Annotated in this window: 17 protein-coding genes, 1 pseudogene and 3 other annotated features (1 of these 21 cut by a window edge); of the genes and pseudogenes, 8 read left to right on the plus strand and 10 right to left on the minus strand. The window is 41.0% G+C overall.

Features of this window, described 5'->3' with window-relative positions:
- Positions 1-2 precede the first annotated feature (2 nt).
- The 3 genes and pseudogenes from KXZ66_RS19740 to KXZ66_RS22780 form a co-directional block, all read right to left on the minus strand.
- Positions 3-1379, minus strand: a complete 1377-nt coding sequence (locus KXZ66_RS19740) for a YncE family protein (protein ID WP_151869991.1) — start codon at positions 1377-1379, stop codon at positions 3-5.
- A 38-nt stretch (positions 1380-1417) separates the two neighbouring features.
- Positions 1418-2773, minus strand: a complete 1356-nt coding sequence (locus KXZ66_RS19745; protein WP_038829813.1) for a YncE family protein — start codon at positions 2771-2773, stop codon at positions 1418-1420.
- Positions 2770-3000: pseudogene (locus KXZ66_RS22780) on the minus strand (hypothetical protein). The gene KXZ66_RS19745 and the pseudogene KXZ66_RS22780 overlap by 4 nt, the downstream one beginning before the upstream one ends.
- Before the next feature lie 2 nt (positions 3001-3002).
- On the opposite strand from KXZ66_RS22780, the gene rapF reads away from it, so the two are divergent.
- The 6 genes from rapF to KXZ66_RS19775 all read left to right on the plus strand — a co-directional run bounded on the left by rapF (position 3003) and on the right by KXZ66_RS19775 (position 8579).
- On the plus strand, positions 3003-4148 hold the full coding sequence (gene rapF / locus KXZ66_RS19750) for a response regulator aspartate phosphatase RapF (RefSeq protein WP_021480843.1): 1146 nt from the start codon (positions 3003-3005) through the stop codon (positions 4146-4148).
- A complete protein-coding gene (gene phrF / locus KXZ66_RS19755; RefSeq protein WP_085185514.1) occupies positions 4132-4251 on the plus strand; it encodes a phosphatase RapF inhibitor PhrF in 120 nt (39 codons plus the stop codon). The genes rapF and phrF overlap by 17 nt, the downstream gene beginning before the upstream one ends.
- 226 nt (positions 4252-4477) lie before the next feature.
- A complete protein-coding gene (locus tag KXZ66_RS19760; protein ID WP_015384936.1) occupies positions 4478-4954 on the plus strand; it encodes a DUF2712 domain-containing protein in 477 nt (158 codons plus the stop codon).
- 259 nt (positions 4955-5213) lie between these two features.
- Positions 5214-5900, plus strand: coding sequence for a hypothetical protein (locus KXZ66_RS19765; protein ID WP_241495663.1), 687 nt, complete (start codon positions 5214-5216; stop codon positions 5898-5900).
- A gap of 1475 nt (positions 5901-7375) precedes the next feature.
- Positions 7376-8023 (plus strand): ABC transporter ATP-binding protein, encoded by a 648-nt coding sequence (locus KXZ66_RS19770; RefSeq protein WP_151869990.1) that lies wholly within the window; start codon positions 7376-7378, stop codon positions 8021-8023.
- On the plus strand, positions 8016-8579 hold the full coding sequence (locus tag KXZ66_RS19775) for a hypothetical protein (protein WP_015483840.1): 564 nt from the start codon (positions 8016-8018) through the stop codon (positions 8577-8579). Before KXZ66_RS19770 ends, KXZ66_RS19775 begins: the two co-directional genes overlap by 8 nt.
- A gap of 291 nt (positions 8580-8870) precedes the next feature.
- Here the strand turns inward: KXZ66_RS19775 and speB are convergent, their stop codons facing one another.
- Positions 8871-9743, minus strand: a complete 873-nt coding sequence (speB, locus tag KXZ66_RS19780) for an agmatinase (RefSeq protein ID WP_003227545.1) — start codon at positions 9741-9743, stop codon at positions 8871-8873.
- A 60-nt stretch (positions 9744-9803) separates the two neighbouring features.
- The gene (speE, locus tag KXZ66_RS19785; RefSeq protein WP_003227543.1) at positions 9804-10634 is read right to left on the minus strand and encodes a spermidine synthase; all 831 of its coding nucleotides are present in this window, start codon (positions 10632-10634) and stop codon (positions 9804-9806) included.
- 201 nt (positions 10635-10835) lie between these two features.
- Between speE and KXZ66_RS19790 the strand changes: the two genes are divergently transcribed.
- Positions 10836-12911, plus strand: a complete 2076-nt coding sequence (locus tag KXZ66_RS19790; protein ID WP_151869989.1) for a transglycosylase domain-containing protein — start codon at positions 10836-10838, stop codon at positions 12909-12911.
- Between the two features lie 27 nt (positions 12912-12938).
- Here the strand turns inward: KXZ66_RS19790 and KXZ66_RS19795 are convergent, their stop codons facing one another.
- The 3 genes from KXZ66_RS19795 to KXZ66_RS19805 all read right to left on the minus strand — a co-directional run bounded on the left by KXZ66_RS19795 (position 12939) and on the right by KXZ66_RS19805 (position 14701).
- Entirely contained in the window at positions 12939-13247 is a 309-nt protein-coding gene (locus KXZ66_RS19795) for a hypothetical protein (protein WP_250620098.1), read from the minus strand.
- A 262-nt stretch (positions 13248-13509) separates the two neighbouring features.
- Complete coding sequence (locus tag KXZ66_RS19800) at positions 13510-14028, minus strand: YwhD family protein (RefSeq protein WP_003244446.1); 519 nt, start codon at positions 14026-14028, stop codon at positions 13510-13512.
- A 13-nt stretch (positions 14029-14041) separates the two neighbouring features.
- The gene (locus KXZ66_RS19805; RefSeq protein ID WP_003243167.1) at positions 14042-14701 is read right to left on the minus strand and encodes a site-2 protease family protein; all 660 of its coding nucleotides are present in this window, start codon (positions 14699-14701) and stop codon (positions 14042-14044) included.
- Between the two features lie 108 nt (positions 14702-14809).
- Between KXZ66_RS19805 and KXZ66_RS19810 the strand changes: the two genes are divergently transcribed.
- Positions 14810-14998 carry a 2-hydroxymuconate tautomerase gene (locus KXZ66_RS19810; protein ID WP_003222038.1) on the plus strand — a complete coding sequence of 63 codons (189 nt, stop codon included), beginning with the start codon at positions 14810-14812 and terminating at the stop codon, positions 14996-14998.
- Positions 14999-15040: 42 nt separating this feature from the next.
- Here KXZ66_RS19810 and KXZ66_RS19815 read toward each other — a convergent pair whose 3' ends face one another.
- Complete coding sequence (locus KXZ66_RS19815) at positions 15041-15460, minus strand: MarR family transcriptional regulator (protein WP_003227535.1); 420 nt, start codon at positions 15458-15460, stop codon at positions 15041-15043.
- 119 nt (positions 15461-15579) lie between these two features.
- The gene (gene thrS / locus KXZ66_RS19820; RefSeq protein WP_064671453.1) at positions 15580-17496 is read right to left on the minus strand and encodes a threonine--tRNA ligase; all 1917 of its coding nucleotides are present in this window, start codon (positions 17494-17496) and stop codon (positions 15580-15582) included.
- Between the two features lie 53 nt (positions 17497-17549).
- Positions 17550-17771, minus strand: a binding site (T-box leader).
- Between the two features lie 31 nt (positions 17772-17802).
- Positions 17803-18024: a binding site (T-box leader), on the minus strand.
- Positions 18025-18057: 33 nt separating this feature from the next.
- Positions 18058-18153 (minus strand) — a binding site (T-box leader) (it continues 133 nt past the right edge of the window).

The raw sequence follows: 18153 nt of genomic DNA on the forward strand, positions 1-18153 counted from the left end.
AGCTACATCGCAATCGCAGACGGACCCGCGCCAACCGGAATCACCGTCACGGCTGTATAATCACTTGTGCGGTACACGGTCACAGCATTGTCGTTGGGCTGTGCCGCATAAATATACTGTTTGTCCGGCGTTACGGCGAGGTCAAAGGCGCTGGGGAGAGACACGTTTGCAATGATCCTCTGTCTGGCCGTATTAACTACATATAAGTTATTAATGAGAAACGGTTCACTATATGGCTCTAGAAAATAAGCTCTAGTACTATCGAGAGAAAATACAATCGTCATCAGCGTTTCAAATAAACGGCTGAAGCCCCCTCCCCTGCTTAATGGAGACAAACTAATCTCCGTTACACCTTTCGGCCACAACTCACCATTCAACACGTACGCAAAATTTCCAGCGTAAGGAGTTGCAATTAAACTGGGAAATTCAAATGTATCTATGATACTTTCTACCAACTGCCCAGTATTTACATCATATTTATCAACCGACCAACTGCTTCCATTAGCGGTATAGACATACTGTCCATTCGGATCAAGAGCAAAGTCTAAAGCGCCGGGTATCGGAATGACATCAATGACCGATTGAGAGGCCGTGTTAATCACATATATAGATCCGGCGGCCATCACGTATGCGAACTCATCTGTTGGATCAAATTCGATTTTTCTCGGCCCTCCTCCAACAGTAATGGTATTTATGATAGTTAATGTTTTATTATCAATCACTGAGACAAGGTTGGTATTTCCATGGAGGATATACGTGAATGCTTTATCGAAAGTAACGCCTAGATTAGTTGGCACAGCAGAAAACGGGATTGTTTTTACAACAGTGTTTAAATCTGCATCAATGACCGAAACCGTGCTGTCTCCAGTATTGGCAGTAAACACATATGATTGAGGGTCTGGCGATGGCGGTAAAACAAGTGTCCCGGCCACCGTAAGCGGACTGCCGTAGAAAGGCGGTACAATGAGAAGATCTTCCACTTTCATTTGACTAAAATCAGGACAGCGGTCAGACTGTGCTGCATAATAAACAACTTGATCAATCTCTTCGGTATGAATCACCGAAACAGCCCCGTCTCCTTGTCCATATTGATTTCGTACAGGCGACACACTGACAAGAAGCGTAATGGTCCCTTGTACTCTCACGGCATATCGAACACCGATATCTTCTGGTTCCGGCCCAGTCTGGATTAAGCAAGGCTCACTGATACAGGACAAATTGTCTGTACTCCATGTAACAGCCGCTGACGCTTCTGCCGAATCAACCTTGAAGCCCTCAGGGATATCTATCGGCACTTGAAACGGCGCTTCCCGGCTAATTTCCTCATCACAAAAACAGAAACAATTTTCCTGTAAAGCAGAAAGATCATTCTTTTTCATGATTTCACGTCCTTTTAGAAATGCACAACATGCAGCGGTTAAATCGTAATGGCACCCGGTGAAACCCCAAGAGATATCACAGTTTCCTCAGAATAATCATCTGTGTTGTAAACAATGATGCTCTGCTCTATAAAACGAGTTGCATACAGAAAATCGCCATTCGGGGTAAACGCATAGTCTGTTGCTGATTGCGGAAGATTTCCAATTACACCTGCTCCATTCGGACTGACAGAATATAAATTGCCAGTGAAGCTGTCATGTAAATACACCTCTGATCCACTCGTAAACATTACATATAGCCCGTCAGGCTCCAGCTCTTGGGTATCCCTGATCGTAAACGTATTTAAATCAATAACCGTCAAATAATTGAATAAGAATTCTTGTTCTAATACATACGCATACCGCTCCGTAGAATCTGTTTCTATGGATGATACGATAAGCTCTCGTTCAATCGTTCCTAAGACTTCACCGGTAGATAAGTCCACTTTTTGCACTAACCCAAAATTAAGAACATAGGCGAACAACCCATTGGGGTCAATTGCAATATCAAAACCTTCTACAGGAATAGACCTCTCAACAGTCAACGTATCAATTCCAATCACATAAATGGCAGTACCGGCGAAAACATAAGCAAACTCATGATTAGGGATAAATCTAATCAATCGAGGCGGCTGATCCAGCAATATAGTTGCTGTCACTGTTAATGTGTCATAATCGATGACAGAAATCACATTATTGTTGGGATGTAAGACAAACACAGCGCTTTTATCTGGCGTAATTTCAATACCTGCCGGATTGTACGGAAGAGCAATCGTTGTCACAACAGTATGGGTGTTTGTATCAATCACAGAAACTGATTGATCATTTGGATTCGCTGTAAACGCGTAGACGGGTTCCGGCTCCGGTACAAGCACAATCGTCCCCGTCACCGATAAAGGACTGCCGTAAAACGGCGGAACAACAACAAGGTTCTCAATCGTGATGTCACTGATATCCGGGCAATCATCCGGTTCATCGGAATAATAGACGACTTGATCGATTTCTGCATTGTGAATGACGGAAACAGCCCCGTCCCCTTGTCCATATTGATTTCGCACAGGTGAGACACTGACGAGTAGCGTAACGGTTCCCTGCAGGCGCACTGCAAATTGAACACCGACCTCATCAGGCTCTGGCCCCGTTTGAATTAAGCAACGGTCACTGACACAAGAAAGGCTGTCTGCATTCCACGTCACGTTTGCAACAGCTTCAGCCGGATCAACGACAAATCCTTCAGGTAATTCAATCGGCGCTTGAAACATGGCTTCTCGGCTTGCTTCTCCCTCACAAAAACATAAGCACTCTTCTTGTTCTGCTCCTGCTTTTTCTTTAAAGGAAAGCTTATTTTTTCTCATTCCTTCACTTCCTTTTCAGACATACACTGCTCACGCAGATATAACAGAATATGGAAGATCAACGTGTTTGCTTGTACAAATTACTGAGGGTAAACGCTTCTTTTTGAAAATATATCTCCAAACATGCGGTGTAACGAAAGAAAAAATTGCGGTTTTTTTGCGCTTCTCACAAGAATGTTGATGATAAAATATGACATATATAGAATTATGAAGGGAGGGATTTGCAAACGTGACAGGTGTCATATCTTCTTCTTCCATCGGAGAAAAGATTAACGAATGGTATATGTACATACGCCGATTCAGCATACCCGATGCAGAATATTTGCGACGAGAAATCAAGCAAGAGCTGGATCAAATGGAAGAAGATCAAGACCTTCATTTGTACTATTCACTGATGGAGTTTCGGCACAACCTAATGCTTGAGTACCTTGAACCGTTAGAAAAAATGAGGATTGAGGAACAGCCGAGACTGTCTGATCTGCTGCTTGAGATTGATAAAAAACAGGCTCGTTTAACTGGTCTGCTTGAGTACTATTTTAATTTCTTCAGAGGCATGTATGAGCTGGACCAGCGGGAATATCTGTCGGCTATTAAATTTTTCAAAAAGGCTGAAAGCAAGCTGATATTCGTTAAGGATCGGATAGAGAAAGCTGAGTTTTTCTTTAAGATGTCTGAATCTTATTACTATATGAAACAAACGTATTTTTCAATGGACTATGCACGGCAAGCATATGAAATATACAAAGAAAATGAAGCTTATAATATAAGATTGCTGCAGTGTCATTCTTTATTTGCCACCAATTTTTTAGATTTAAAACAGTATGAGGATGCCATCTCACATTTTCAAAAAGCTTATTCTATGGCAGAAGCTGAAAAGCAGCCCCAATTAATGGGAAGAACTTTGTACAATATCGGGCTTTGTAAAAACAGCCAAAGCCAATATGAGGATGCCATACCTTATTTCAAAAGAGCAATAGCTGTTTTTGAAGAATCAAATATTCTTCCTTCCTTACCTCAAGCGTATTTTTTAATTACACAGATCCATTATAAATTAGGAAAAATGGATAAAGCTCATGAATATCATAGTAAGGGAATGGCTTATTCACAAAAGGCCGGAGATGTAATATATTTATCAGAGTTTGAATTTTTGAAATCTTTATACTTATCAGGCCCGGATGAAGAAGCAATTCAAGGATTTTTTAATTTTCTCGAAAGTAAAATGTTGTATGCTGATCTTGAAGATTTCGCTATTGATGTGGCAAAATATTATCATGAACGTAAAAATTTTCAAAAAGCTTCTGCTTATTTTTTGAAGGTGGAACAAGTAAGGCAACTTATTCAAGGAGGAGTGAGTTTGTATGAAATTGAAGTCTAAACTATTACTCTTTTGTCTGGCTCTAAGCACTGTGTTCGTGGCAACAACTATTGCAAATGCACCTACACACCAAATTGAAGTTGCACAACGAGGAATGATTTAAACACTTAAAATATAAAAAGGGAAATGTTATTTCGTTAACATTTCCCTTTTTATATTTATTCACTTAGAAATTTATCAGCCTTTTCACTTCCTTTAAATTAAATATTAATAAACAAATGAATTTTTCCTTAAATTTCATTTACTTTTCCTGTATTATACATTATTATATATAGGACTTAAGTTATCTATAATCTTCAATTGAAGAATACTCGGAGGAATAATAACAAATGAAATTTACAGTTAAAAAACATATAAGTAAAATGTTTATAATATTTGGGCTTGCTGTTTCATCTTTTGGAGTCACAAGTGCTGTGCATGCCGCTGCCAATACTTCTGATTCAACTGTCCATTTTACTTTTAGAGTATGGTCTCCTTATGATTATACAACTGCACGCAGAAAACAGAACAAAAGCTCTATGTATATGAAAGTGATAAGCTCTGACAAGAACAGCAGTTTTAATGTTTGGACTGAAGCAGATGCAAACGTTCACTCTAAAGGACGAGACTGGAAAAACGTATCTGGAAAAAAACATGAAGGAGAGGTAAAGCCAGGAAACACTTATTTATTTGTGAACACAGCAGTTGAAAGTTATGGTAAAAATGTTCCCGTACGATTTGGTGGTTACAGCTGGGAAAATAATGCGTACAAAACAAATTGGAGTCCTGACAGTGTTAAACCTAAAGGCAAATACATAGAATATTAATGGAATTTTGCTTCTAAATAGGGTTTGAGCGGTTTTACGATATGTAAAACCGCTTTTTAAAGTTTATTTTTCCCTTAAATTAATCATGATGATTTATAAATGTGGTAATATATGAAAATGATTACCTTAATTCATTTTAATAACAGGAGGTATAAATATGACCTATTTTTTCATTTACAGGCTTCTAAAAAGCAAGACACTATATTTTTCACTTATATTTAGTACTCTCATAGTACTATACCAGTACTTGGATATTGTAGTGTTTAATAATCATACAAATCTGCCTTACGAAGTTCACAAATCACCTTTTTTATCGAACATATTACAGGGTAATTCTGTTATTCCTTCAACAGTATGGTTGATGATACTTCCTATTTTGGCTACCTTGCCAATTACAAGTCTATATAGATTTGATGTGAATTCTGGATATTTTATGAACACTATAATAAAAACAACTAAAAGCAAATACTTTAATACACTTATCGTGTTTAATTTCTTGTGCTCTTTTTTGATTATTATAATTCCTTTAAGTATTAATTTATATTTATTTTTGATGACTTATCCATCCATTAAACCTGATGGAATCATAAATTACATGCAAAATGTGGTTTCTAATGGTAGTGACCTTGCTAACATTTATTATGAACATCCACTGCTCTATACGTTAATCCTAATACTTATAAATGGACTATACGGTGCTATCTTATCAACAGTCGGGCTATCTTTTTCTTTTTTCATTAAAAAAACTTATTTTGTATATATTATACCTTTTGTTGTGAATTTACTTGGCATTACTATCTTGAATCCAGATTATAATCCTCAAAGATATATTATTAATAAAAATGGTTTTTTTAATTTGCAAATTTTTTCTTTATTAAACTTAGTATTAATTATATTAGGTCTTTTAATATTTTTATGGGGTAAAAAGCGCCGTGTTTTATTATAATCTTTTAAAACAAAAATTCATAAGCAAATATTTTGGTTTTTCTATACTCTTTTCTATCAATGCTATAATTATATTTATATTTTTTAAGAGATCAATACAGACGCAAAATGACCATATTATCGATCAAATCTTTACATATCAGCATCTTGTATTATTGATAGCTCCATTAATTGTAGTATTTACTCTATTAGTGTCTTCCGATTATTTCATGGATCATGCCGTGATTCGGCTGAATAGTTCATTTAAGATAGTAGGGTACTATTTCCTTAAAAGCATTTCTTTTTCAGCTATACTAGGCATTATCGTTATGGGAGAAATCTATATATTGTGCTTTACATATAATATTGATAATAATCTGTTAACTGTTAGTAATTTTTTAACTCATGTATTCGCCTATATATTCATTGCTTACTTGACATCGTTTTTAATCCTTTTAACAAATCAAATATTAGTTGTAATAATAGAAATAATTTTATTTTTGTTTGATTATCTAGAATGTAACGGCATTCTCTTCTTAAACGGATTTTTATTAAATTTTGATGTTTTAAAGGATCTATTGGTATTCAGAGTAGGGCTGATGTTTATTTTGTTCGGAGTGTGTATTCAAATAGTTAAAAAACAAGACTATTTGAGGCCTAACGACCAGAAAGGAACGTACTGATGCATTCTATTTTTCATTTGTTAAAAAGGGATATTATGATGAGGCTGTATGATTGTAAAGCAACTTTTCTTTTTATAAGTTTAGCAGCTTTGCTAGTCTATTTTGTTTCTTTTTGGAATAGTTATAAATCTGGCCAACTAGACCAGCACAATCTTTTAAATAATTATATGAATGTCTTTCATTCACTAAACTTTTTTGAATTACATGAGCTTTATTCACAACATAAATTTTCAATCCCCTTTACGTGGATTTGCCTTCAGCTATTCCCTTTACTTATTATTGGGCATTTTTCATATAATGACTTTCAAAAATCAGGAACTTTATTAATACCTAAATTAAACAATAAATTAGCTTTTTGGTTAAGCAAAGTGTTTTCCTTATGGTTTTTTTGCTTGATAATCTGGATTGTCTGGTTTTCATTCTATTTCATTTTCTTTCTAATATTCAAAGGCACAATAACAATTGGAGAGATCAAACCTGTTCTTTCTTTAATGTTAATTCAATATTCAGTGACAGCTGTTTATACTCTAGTTTTTGAAACATTAACGTATTTCTTTTCGTTTATTATTTCATTAGTTATTTCAATTGTGTATCTCATCATATCCATATTTGTTCATTCAAAATTCTTTTTTACCTCGTTAGCCATACCAGGCAGATGGTATTTCGCCGATCATTCATCAATAAATATGAGTTATTCTAATGGCTCTGCTATTCATTTGCCAATATTTATTGGTGTAATTGCTTTATTTTGCATCTTATGCTGCTTTGTAGGAATGATTCGCATAAAAAAAATAGACATTTTAGGAGATTAATTATGACTGCATTTATAGAATGTACAAATGTATATAAGAAGTTAAAAGGAAATCTTGTACTTAATGATATTAATTTAACTATCAAAAAAAATGAGTTTGTAGTATTAAAAGGACATAATGGCTCTGGAAAAACAATGATTTTAAGAGCAATCGCAGGGCTTTTAAAATTAACCAAAGGGCAAATTATTGTCAATAATCTCGTTATAGGAAAAGATACAGATTTTTCCATAAATACTGGGGTATTAATTGAATATCCCAGTTTTATACCTGTCTATACCGGTTATCAAAATTTGAAATTCTTAGCTTCAATTAATAAGAAAGTTTCAGACCAAGAGATCCGAAAAATGATAGAGCAAGTAGGATTAGACCCTGAAGACAAACGTAAGGTAAAACGTTATTCCTTAGGAATGAAGCAACGTTTAGGCCTAGCACAAGCACTAATGGAGTCTCCATCACTGCTGGTTTTAGATGAACCGACTAACGCACTCGACAAAAAAGGAATTCAGCTAATCACTGATTTATTGAAAAAAGAAAAAGAAAAGGGAACTACAATAGTCGTTGCAAGTCATGATGAAACCCTGACTGAAAATAATATTGTAGACAGAGTTATACATATTAGCAATGGTAGACTGGGTGAGGATAATGAATAAACGAGCAATATTGTTAATAACCATTTTTTTAATTATTGTTGCTGGTAGTAGTTTTCGTTATTATAAACTGAATAATCATAATGATAATTACTCTCCTCATATCACAAACCTTCCGAAAAATCGTATGATCGATACGGGCGCCGGGATTACTTATCATGTTCTCAAACCATTAAAACCAATTGAATTTATGGATGAGGATCTTAATATGAAAAGATTATTATACATTTTACCGCTGGATATAACAAATACATCCAAGCACGAAATAACGCTGGAACAGCTCTCACCTGATGGAATGAAATATCTTTTTTTTGGTGGCTTTGATCACTATTACAATTTAATGGCGTATAATTTAGATCTTCCAGAAAAGTATCAATTCAATACTTCTATTCCTGCTGGGAAAACTATACGAGGCTATGTCGGTTTGAAAATGACAAAAGGCAAAGACGTAAACTTTAACTATAAAAATTTTGATCCCACAACCTCTAAATTATTTGTTTATTATTCCTTGATAAACAAATCAAATAAAAGGATAACATATAAATTCCCACTTAATTAATCTGGTATTACAATTCAGGAAATCAATTCATATTTCCTGAATTGTATTTTTATATTCTCTTCCTTCTCTCCTGAAAAGTTAAATTATAGAATTCAATATCTTTCAATTTAATTTTCATCTATATTGATATGATGATTGCCAACACCGCTTCAATAATTTTCATTGAAAATCATAATAATTCAAAACCTCTTATCTCCTTAATTCATTCCACTTCAAGCACCTATTAAGATTAAAAAAAATAAAACAAGCCCGTACTGAATGGCTTATACCAGTCAACACGGGCCTACCTTCTTATTTCACAAACCCAAGCAGCATTTCACGGATGATTTTGCTGGCTGTGTTTGCCGTTTGCTCTGAGTGGTCATACACCGGTGCGACTTCCACTAAATCAGCGCCCTTTACGTTTACCTCTGAACGCGCAATTTCATGGACGGATGCAAGCAGTTCTTTAGACGTGATGCCGCCGGCGTCAACCGTTCCTGTACCCGGTGCGTGTGCAGGGTCTAATACGTCAATGTCAATTGTGACATAAACCGGACGGCCCGCCAGCTTCGGAAGCACCTCTTTCAGCGGTTCAAGCACTTCAAATTTTGAGATGTGCATGCCGTTTTCCTTCGCCCATTCAAACTCTTCTTTCATGCCGGAACGGATTCCGAATGAATACACATTGTGCGGTCCGATCAATTCTGCCGCCTTACGGATCGGCGTGGAGTGAGAAAGCGGTTCTCCCTCATAATCAACACGAAGATCTGTATGTGCGTCAAAATGGATAATCGCAAGGTCTGGGTATTTCTTGTACATCGCTTTAATGACAGGCCATGACACGAGGTGCTCCCCGCCCATACCCATTGGGAACTTCCCTTTTTCTAAAATGCTGTCCACGTACTCTTCAATCATATCCAGGCTTCGCTGCGGATTTCCGAACGGCAGCGGAATGTCGCCGGCGTCAAAGAAGTTCAAGTCAGCCAGATCGCGGTCTAAATATGGGCTGTATTCCTCAAGGCCGATTGACACCTCACGGATTCTGCTTGGACCAAAGCGTGAGCCCGGGCGATAGCTGACTGTCCAGTCCATCGGCATGCCGTAAAGAATGGCGTCCGCCTCTTCCCACTCGGGACGGCTCGCGATAAATACTTTTCCTGAATAAGCTTCATCAAATCTCATCTATAATACCCTCGCTTTCCTGTAAAAAAGCGCAAGATTCGCTCCTGCGCCATACCTTCATTATTTAATCAGGTCACTCACAAATTTCGGCAGAACAAACGCCGCTTTATGAATATCTTTTGTGTAATATTTCGTCTCAATATCGAAGAAACGGCTGTCTTCCACTGCAAGCGGATCATATTTTTTCGAGCCAATTGTAAATGTCCACAAACCGCTCGGATATGTCGGAATGTTCGCCGTATACAGCTTCGTAATCGGGAAGATTTCCTTCACGTCGCGCTGTACATTTGTGATTAATTCCGGTGTAAACCATGGGTTGTCCGTCTGCGCAACAAAAATGCCGTCTTCTTTCAGCGCTTTTGCGATTCCTGCGTAGAATCCTTTTGTAAACAGGTTTACAGCCGGTCCGACTGGTTCAGTCGAATCTACCATGATGACGTCATATTGATTTTCAGATTTTGCAATGTGCATAAATCCGTCATCTACCTGCACGTCAACGCGCGGATCATCCAGTTTGCCTGCGATAGAAGGAAGGAACTTTTTAGAGTATTCGATAACCTTGCCGTCAATATCTACAAGTGTCGCTTTTTTCACGCTTGGGTGCTTCAGGATTTCTCTGATAACGCCGCCGTCACCACCGCCGACTACGAGAACGTGCTCCGGATTTGGGTGCGTGAATAATGGGACATGCGCCACCATTTCGTGATAAACGAATTCGTCTTTTTCAGATGTCATCACCATGCCGTCCAAAAAAAGCATGTTGCCGAACTCTTCTGTTTCCACCATTTCTAAATGCTGAAACTCCGTTTGTTCTGTATGTAACGTCTTGTTAACCTTCATCGTAATGCCAAAGTTTTTCGTCTGCTTCTCTGTGTACCAAAGTTCGCTCAATTGTCATCTCCCTTTCGAGGCTGTATTCATTTATTGTAAGCGTCTTATCAGCTTTTATTCTCGGTTGAAATCTCATTTTCACCTAAGGAAAAAGTATAGAGGATGGCGGGGAAAAAGTAAAGATGCGTCCTGTTCTGCGATGTTTAAAAACGATCTTTTTTTCTCATAATAGTAGAAACATAAAAAAAGGGGGAACCCGTTGTGGATGCAATGACAAATAAACGGCTGAGACTGACGCTGAAAACCGTTCGCGCCTTTATCTTTTTAGGGGCTTTTGCGGCCTTGGCGGCAGCTGCCGTGTTTATGACTGTCATTTTGATAGCCAAATACCAGGGCGCTCCCTCGGTGCAAGTGCCGCAATCCACGATTTTGTATGCGAGTGACGGCTCAAAGCTCGGGGAAACGAACTACGGCGAAAAGCGCTATTGGGTCCCCTTAAAGGACATGAATCCGACGATCGTAAAAGCGACAGTGGCGATTGAAGACCAGAATTTCTACGATCATCACGGCTTTGATTATAAACGCATGGCCGGCGCGGCGCTTGCTGACCTCAAAGCATTTGCCAAGGTTCAGGGTGCAAGCACCATCACCCAGCAATATGCGAGAAACTTATACCTTGAACACGACAAAACGTGGAAACGGAAATGGAATGAGGCGTTCTACACGATCCGTCTGGAACAAAACTATTCTAAGGACGAGATATTAGAAGGCTATTTAAATACGATTTACTACGGACACGGCGCCTACGGCATTGAAGCAGCTTCCCGCCTGTATTTCGGCAAGCATGCCAAAAACCTGACGGATGCGGAGGCGGCGCTTTTGGCAGGTATCCCGAAAGGCCCTTCCGGCTATTCACCGTATGTCAATGAGACGAAGGCCAAGGAACGCCAGAAAACGATTGTGCGGATGATGGAAAAGCAGCAGATGATCAGCCAAAAGAAAGCGGATGAATTGATCAAGGAACCTCTTTCCTATCAGCCTTTGAATAAGCAAGTTTCCAAGAGAAAGGCTCCTTATTTCTACGACAATGCGATGAGAGAGCTGGAGAAAAAGCTCGGCATGACACGGGAGCAAATTGAAACGAGCGGGTTAAACGTCTATACAACGGTAGATAAACGGATGCAGCGCATCGCCGAGGAGACCATTACCGAAACGGTTAACGCGGGATCTGACATTCAAGTCGGGTTTTCAGCCATTGATCCCCGCACCGGAAACGTTCTCGCCCTTGTCGGCGGCAGGGATTATCAAAAAAGCCCGTTTGACCGGACGACACAGGCGAAGCGCCAGCCTGCTTCGACGATCAAGCCGTTGCTGTACTATAAAGCGATTCAGAGCGGATTTACGCCAGTCACTTTGATGAAAAGCGAAGAAACCGAGTTTCAAATTGATGCAAAGGGAGAAACCTATTCTCCAAGCAACTATAACGGATACTATGCCAACAAGCCGATTACGCTTCTGCAGGCGCTGGCGCTTTCCGACAATATTTACGCTGTGAAAACGCATCTTTTTCTCGGCACGAACAAACTTGTAAAGACGGCAAAGGAATTCGGCATTACCGCCCATCTTCAAGCACTGCCGTCCCTGGCACTCGGCACCGAACCCGTACGTCCGATTGAGATGGTCAACGCCTATGCCATGCTCGCAAATGGCGGAAAGAAAATCGAACCGACTTTTATTTTAAGAGTAACGGACGCAGCCGGCCACGTGCTGTACGAAAACCCGAATCAGCATAAACAGGTGCTTGATGAAAAAGCCGCTTTTGTCACAGCGAGTATGATGACAGGCATGTTTGATACCGATTTAAATGGATATACGTCGGTTACGGGGCGAACGATAGCCAACCGCCTGACAAGAACGTATGCCGGAAAATCAGGAACCACCAGCGCAGACAGCTGGATGATCGGCTTCAATCCGAAGCTGGCCGCCGGTGTTTGGACCGGCTATGACAAAAACAGCACCATCGACTCGGTCGAAGAAAAAAGCTATGCTAAAACCATTTGGGCGGACTTCATGGAGGACGCGCTCAAAGGCGAACCGGAAACCGCGTTCAAGCCGCCAAAAGGCGTAACCGGTGTGTACATTGATCCGGAAACAGGCTACTCATCAGGTCCCGGCTGTGCCGCTAAGCATTACACATATTTTGTGAAAGGGACAGAACCCGCAAACGTGTGCTACGGGGCAGAACCCGCAAAACAAACAAAAGACCGGCTTCCATCCAAAGAAAAGCCCGCTTCCGAGAAAAAGTGGTGGGACAAATGGCTGGGGCGACATCATTGAAAATAACCCGGCTCCTCGGAGGCCGGGTTATTCGTATGGTTGGTCAATGACCCATGGAAGAAGCGTAACACAATCGAGCTGAATAATTGGTTTTGGAAAACCCTTAGGAATGTAAATTTGGTGTTGCGGCACTGAAAATGAAATATGCCACGAGAAATCAATCTTTTTCGGATTCCATTCTTGTTTTCCTTCAACAATACGGCCTACTATAAAATAACTCGCTATATAAAAGTGCAGATGATCTTTTACCCCATGATAATTTATATCTGTGCATTTGGACGGAATGAGGCCGAAACTTTCTAATACTTGTGCTTTTTGGACTGGCAGTTCATTCACTGCCTCGTAATAGTTAAGACAGTTACCGTTCACACATATCCTCTATATCTTTCTCATATTGCTTTCTCGTTTCTTCCACGTCGGCTTTTATCAACCAATCGCCGACTCGAATGGTTTCGTACATCATATCCCCCTAAAAATGAAAAACCCCGAGTCTTGTTTCGGCTCGGGATTTTCCATGTCCTATTTCTGTATCACCAGTTTACTCAATGTTTACGAAAAATATCTCAAATACTTTAAAAGTTCACAGAAAATTCATAAATTAATTGTTTTCCGGAAGCAGGCTCGTTTTTAACTCATCTGAGGAACGGTCCCATAGGCCCTGATCATGCTTTTTCAGAAATTCGCCTAGTACACGCTTCGAGCTGTCGTCCATTTTATCAACGATGATTTTCCGTTTCATGGATTTATCCATCAAATTCACATGCTCAGGCAGCGACTTGTAGCCTCTTCTGATACTTCTGTCGACCGTCATTTCACAGGCTGTCACACCAGCGTAATAAGGCCCCTCTTCTTTTCTGTCAATCGTTACCCACACAAGCCAGTATGGTTTTCCGTTCGGCACTTCTTCTTTATTCGGGAGAAATTTTATTCCTTTTTCAACGGTGCTGCGGGCATGCATGGCGCCGATGTCTACGAACGCTTCTTTTTCCTCTACATCAACGAATACGGGAGAAATGTTGTCAAGGCTGAGTGCCCCTACGCCAAAACCGCCGTGTCCGTCTGTCGGATCACTTTTGATAATATTAAACCCGATTGATTTTTTCTTTTTTTCTTCCATGAAGTTCTACCTCCTACAAAAGCGGTTGAAATATCGCTGAAAACAGCTTTAAAATCGAATCTCTTCCTGCATTGAGCATCGGCCACAGCACGTAAGATCCTAGCGGCGTCACAAACAGCACCAAAAATACGATAAAGCCGTAGCTCTCCGCCTGCGTCATTTTGGCACGCACGCCCGGCGGAACGAGATCTTCTATAATTCGATAGCCATCGAGCGGAGGAAGCGGCAGCAGATTAAATAAAAACAAGACAAGATTCAGCTGTATCCAAATAGAAAAAAACTGATCCAGCCCCGTGCTGAACGCCGCAAGCATTTCCATTCCGTACGCATGCATCAACACTAACAAAAAGAAACCAATAAACGCAAGAATCAGGTTACTGACGGGCCCGGCTATAGATACGAGCACACCGGCAAGCCGAGGCTTCTTAAAGAAGCGGCGATTCACGGGAATGGGGCGCGCCCACCCGAAGCCGGCCACCAAAATCAAAATGGTTCCGAACGGATCAAGGTGTTTAATGGGATTCAGCGTCAGTCTTCCTTGTTTTTTCGCCGTATCGTCACCGAATTTGTATGCGACATAAGCGTGGGCAAGCTCGTGCATCGTAAACGACACAATTAGCGTGATGACGAGGTATGGCATTAAAGATAACGGATAATATAAAAAACGGTCCAAGTGAGATATCCCTCTTTCTCAAAATGCAAGAATTTACTTTATTCAGTATACTATAAGAAGCCTCTTTTTCTAAAGAGAGGAAACGAGATAAAGGAGGATTCAGCACCTATGCCATACGTAACTGTCAAAATGCTCGAAGGCCGTACAGACGAGCAAAAACGCAATCTTGTCGAGAAAGTAACAGAAGCCGTAAAGGAAACAACCGGTGCTTCTGAAGAAAAAATTGTTGTCTTTATAGAAGAAATGAGAAAAGACCATTATGCCGTCGCAGGCAAACGCCTGAGCGATATGGAATAATCTCTATAAAGCCGGCGCTTCGCGCACCGGCTTTTATTATCCCTATTGAGCCAGCTTCGCAATAATCGCCAAGAACGTCTCTTTCTCTTCGGCTGTTAAACGTTCAAACATGCCGTCAATCAGCTGCTGGCGGTTTTCGATCATTTGTTCAGCCGCTCCCCGGCCCGATTCAGAAAGCGTAATCCATACAGTGCGGCGGTCATTATTATTTCTGGATCTCTCAATAAACCCTTCCTGCTCTAAATGATTCAGAGCTGTGGTCGTGGCAGAGGGAGACAGTGTGACCTCCTTCAAAATATCCTTTATGGTGCAGCTCCCATGTCTGTATATGATCCGCAGAATAAACCCTCTTACATTATTCACGTGTTTCGGAACGGTGGCTTCATCTAATTGCTTCGTGCTTTTCAAATATTTTGTAAGTGCGTGATCCAGCAAATTTGCTTCCAGTTTGTCATGGTCCATGTAAATTTCCCCATTTCGAGATGCATTCATAACATACGAACGATATGATTTACTTATTATTTTACTGATTCCGAATAGGGAAAGTCAAAAATGCAAAATATGAATTCACAGCTTTTATCCTACATGCCTCGATTTTCCACCTGTTTCACAAGCTCATCTTTAAATGTCTGAAAAGGAACGTGTTCATTCTGCTGATATCCGAATTGGCGGACGTTTACCGCATCCTCCTGCTCCTCATGATCTCCAAGCACCAGCACGTACGGGATTTTCTGCACCTGCGATTCTCTGATTTTATAGCCCAGCTTCTCATTGCGCTCATCAATGCCGGCTCTTATCCCCACCTGCTTCAGCTCCGCCTGCACCTTTCTGCAATAGTCTAAGTGAACGTGCGAAACCGGTATGATTTGAACCTGGAGCGGTGCGAGCCAGACTGGAAAAGCCCCGCCGTAATGCTCGATCAAAATGCCGAAAAAACGGTCGATTGAGCCGAAAACCGCTCTGTGGATGACAACGGGACGAACCTTCTCATTGAGTTCGTTGATATATGTTAAATCAAATTTTTCCGGCATTTGAAAATCAAGCTGAATTGTCGCGCATTGGTGGCTGCGTTTCAAGGCATCTTTTATGTGGAAATCAATTTTCGGCCCGTAAAACGCTCCATCACCTTGATTGATCTCATAAGAGAGGCCAAGCTCCTCAAGGACGCGTGCTAAGGCACGTTCCGATGCTTCCCAAAGGCTGTCATCGCCCAATGAATCCTCCGGGCGAGTCGAAAGCTCAACTGAATACTCGAAACCAAATGTCCGATATACCTCATCAATCAGCCGAATCGCTTCTTTGATCTCACTCTCAATCTGATCCTCCCGAACGAAAATATGGGCGTCATCCTGACAGAACGTCCGAACGCGAAGCATTCCGTTTAAAGCGCCGCTGTATTCATGGCGGTGCACCTGTCCGAATTCCGCCATGCGAATCGGCAGATCCCGATAAGAATACAGGCTGTTTTTAAAGATGAGCATGTGGCCGGGGCAATTCATCGGCTTCATTGCGAATCTTGTATCATCCACTTCTGAAAAGTACATATTGTCGCGATAATGGTCCCAATGGCCTGACTGCTCCCATAACCGCTGATTCATCATAAACGGCGTACGCACCTCATCGTAGCCGGCATTTGTTTGCAGCTCACGCGAGAAGCGCTCCAGCTCATTGCGGACAATCTGCCCTTTCGGCAAATAAAACGGCATCCCCGGCGCTTCTTCAGAAAACATAAACAGTCCTAACTGTTTGCCGAGCTTGCGATGGTCTCGTTTTGCCGCTTCTTCCAGCATATGCAGGTGCGCATCCAAATCTTTTTTCTTTTGAAACGCAACCCCGTACACCCGCTGCAGGACTTCATTTTTGCTGTCTCCGCGCCAATAAGCGCCTGATACTCTTGTCAGTTTGAACGCCTTGATCATCCCTGTAGAAGGAAGATGCGGCCCTCGGCACAGGTCAACGAATTCCCCTTGCTGGTACAGTGTGATATCCTCCCCGCGCGGAATATCCTTTAAAATCTCAAGCTTGAGCCGCTCGTCTTTTTGTGCAAACAGCTCTTCAGCTTCTTCGTAAGAAACCTCTATACGTTTGATTTCAAGGTTCTCATTTATTATGTTTTTCATTTCTTTTTCGATGGCCTCTAAGTCTCCTGATGCCAAGCTTTTCCCCAGCTTCATGTCATAGTAGAAGCCGTCTAGAATCACAGGCCCTACCCCCAATGACACTTCGCCGTACAGCCGTTTTACTGCTTGGGCCAGCACGTGAGCTGTTGTGTGGCGAAGCACCTGCAAGCCTTCTTGTGAATCGAGTGTGACAATCGAAAGCTCAGCATCCTCCTCCAGCTTGAAACTGAGATCAACAAGCTTGCCGTTGACCTGACCTGCGGCCGCCTTCTTTTGCAGACTGGAACTGATAGAACCAGCCGCTTCTTTGATTGTGATGCCTTTCGGATATTCCTGGATCTGTCCGTCCGGAAGCTGAATGTGTACATGTTTGCTCATTTTAGAACACTCCTTATTCATTGTTGTATATAAAAAAACACACCCGTCCCGCAGATAGGGACGAGTGTGTGATTAACCCGTGGTTCCACCCAAGTTCCCGACAAATACTATATTGTCGGCTCGGTGCTGTAACGCAGCATAGACGGCATTGGATACTTCAGTTCCCCAATGCTGCTCCAAGGCGGTAAATGATATTCCTAAGCTGGGAAGCTCTCACCTTTCCTTCCCTCTCTGAAAACCGTAACTATCATTCATGTCCTTTTCATCGCATGTATTCAATTCATAAAAAAACACACCCGTCCCACAGATAGGGACGAGTGTGTGATTAACCCGTGGTTCCACCCAAGTTCCCGACAAATACTATATTGTCGGCTCGGTGCTGTAACGCAGCATAGACGGCATTGGATACTTCAGTTCCCCAATGCTGCTCCAAGGCGGTAAATGATATTCCTAAGCTGGGAAGCTCTCACCTTACCTTCCCTCTCTGAAAACCGTAACTATCATTCGTGTCCTTTTCAACGCATTTATGTAGTTCATATAAAAAAACACACCCATCCCTCTAAAAGGGACGAATGTGTTGATCATCCGTGGTTCCACCCAAATTCCCGATCAATTACACATGGTGATCGGCTTAAAGATGCTGTAACGCAGCATGAC

The sequence above is a fragment of the Bacillus sp. LJBS17 genome (assembly GCF_019334685.1).
GTDB lineage: Bacteria > Bacillota > Bacilli > Bacillales > Bacillaceae > Bacillus > Bacillus subtilis.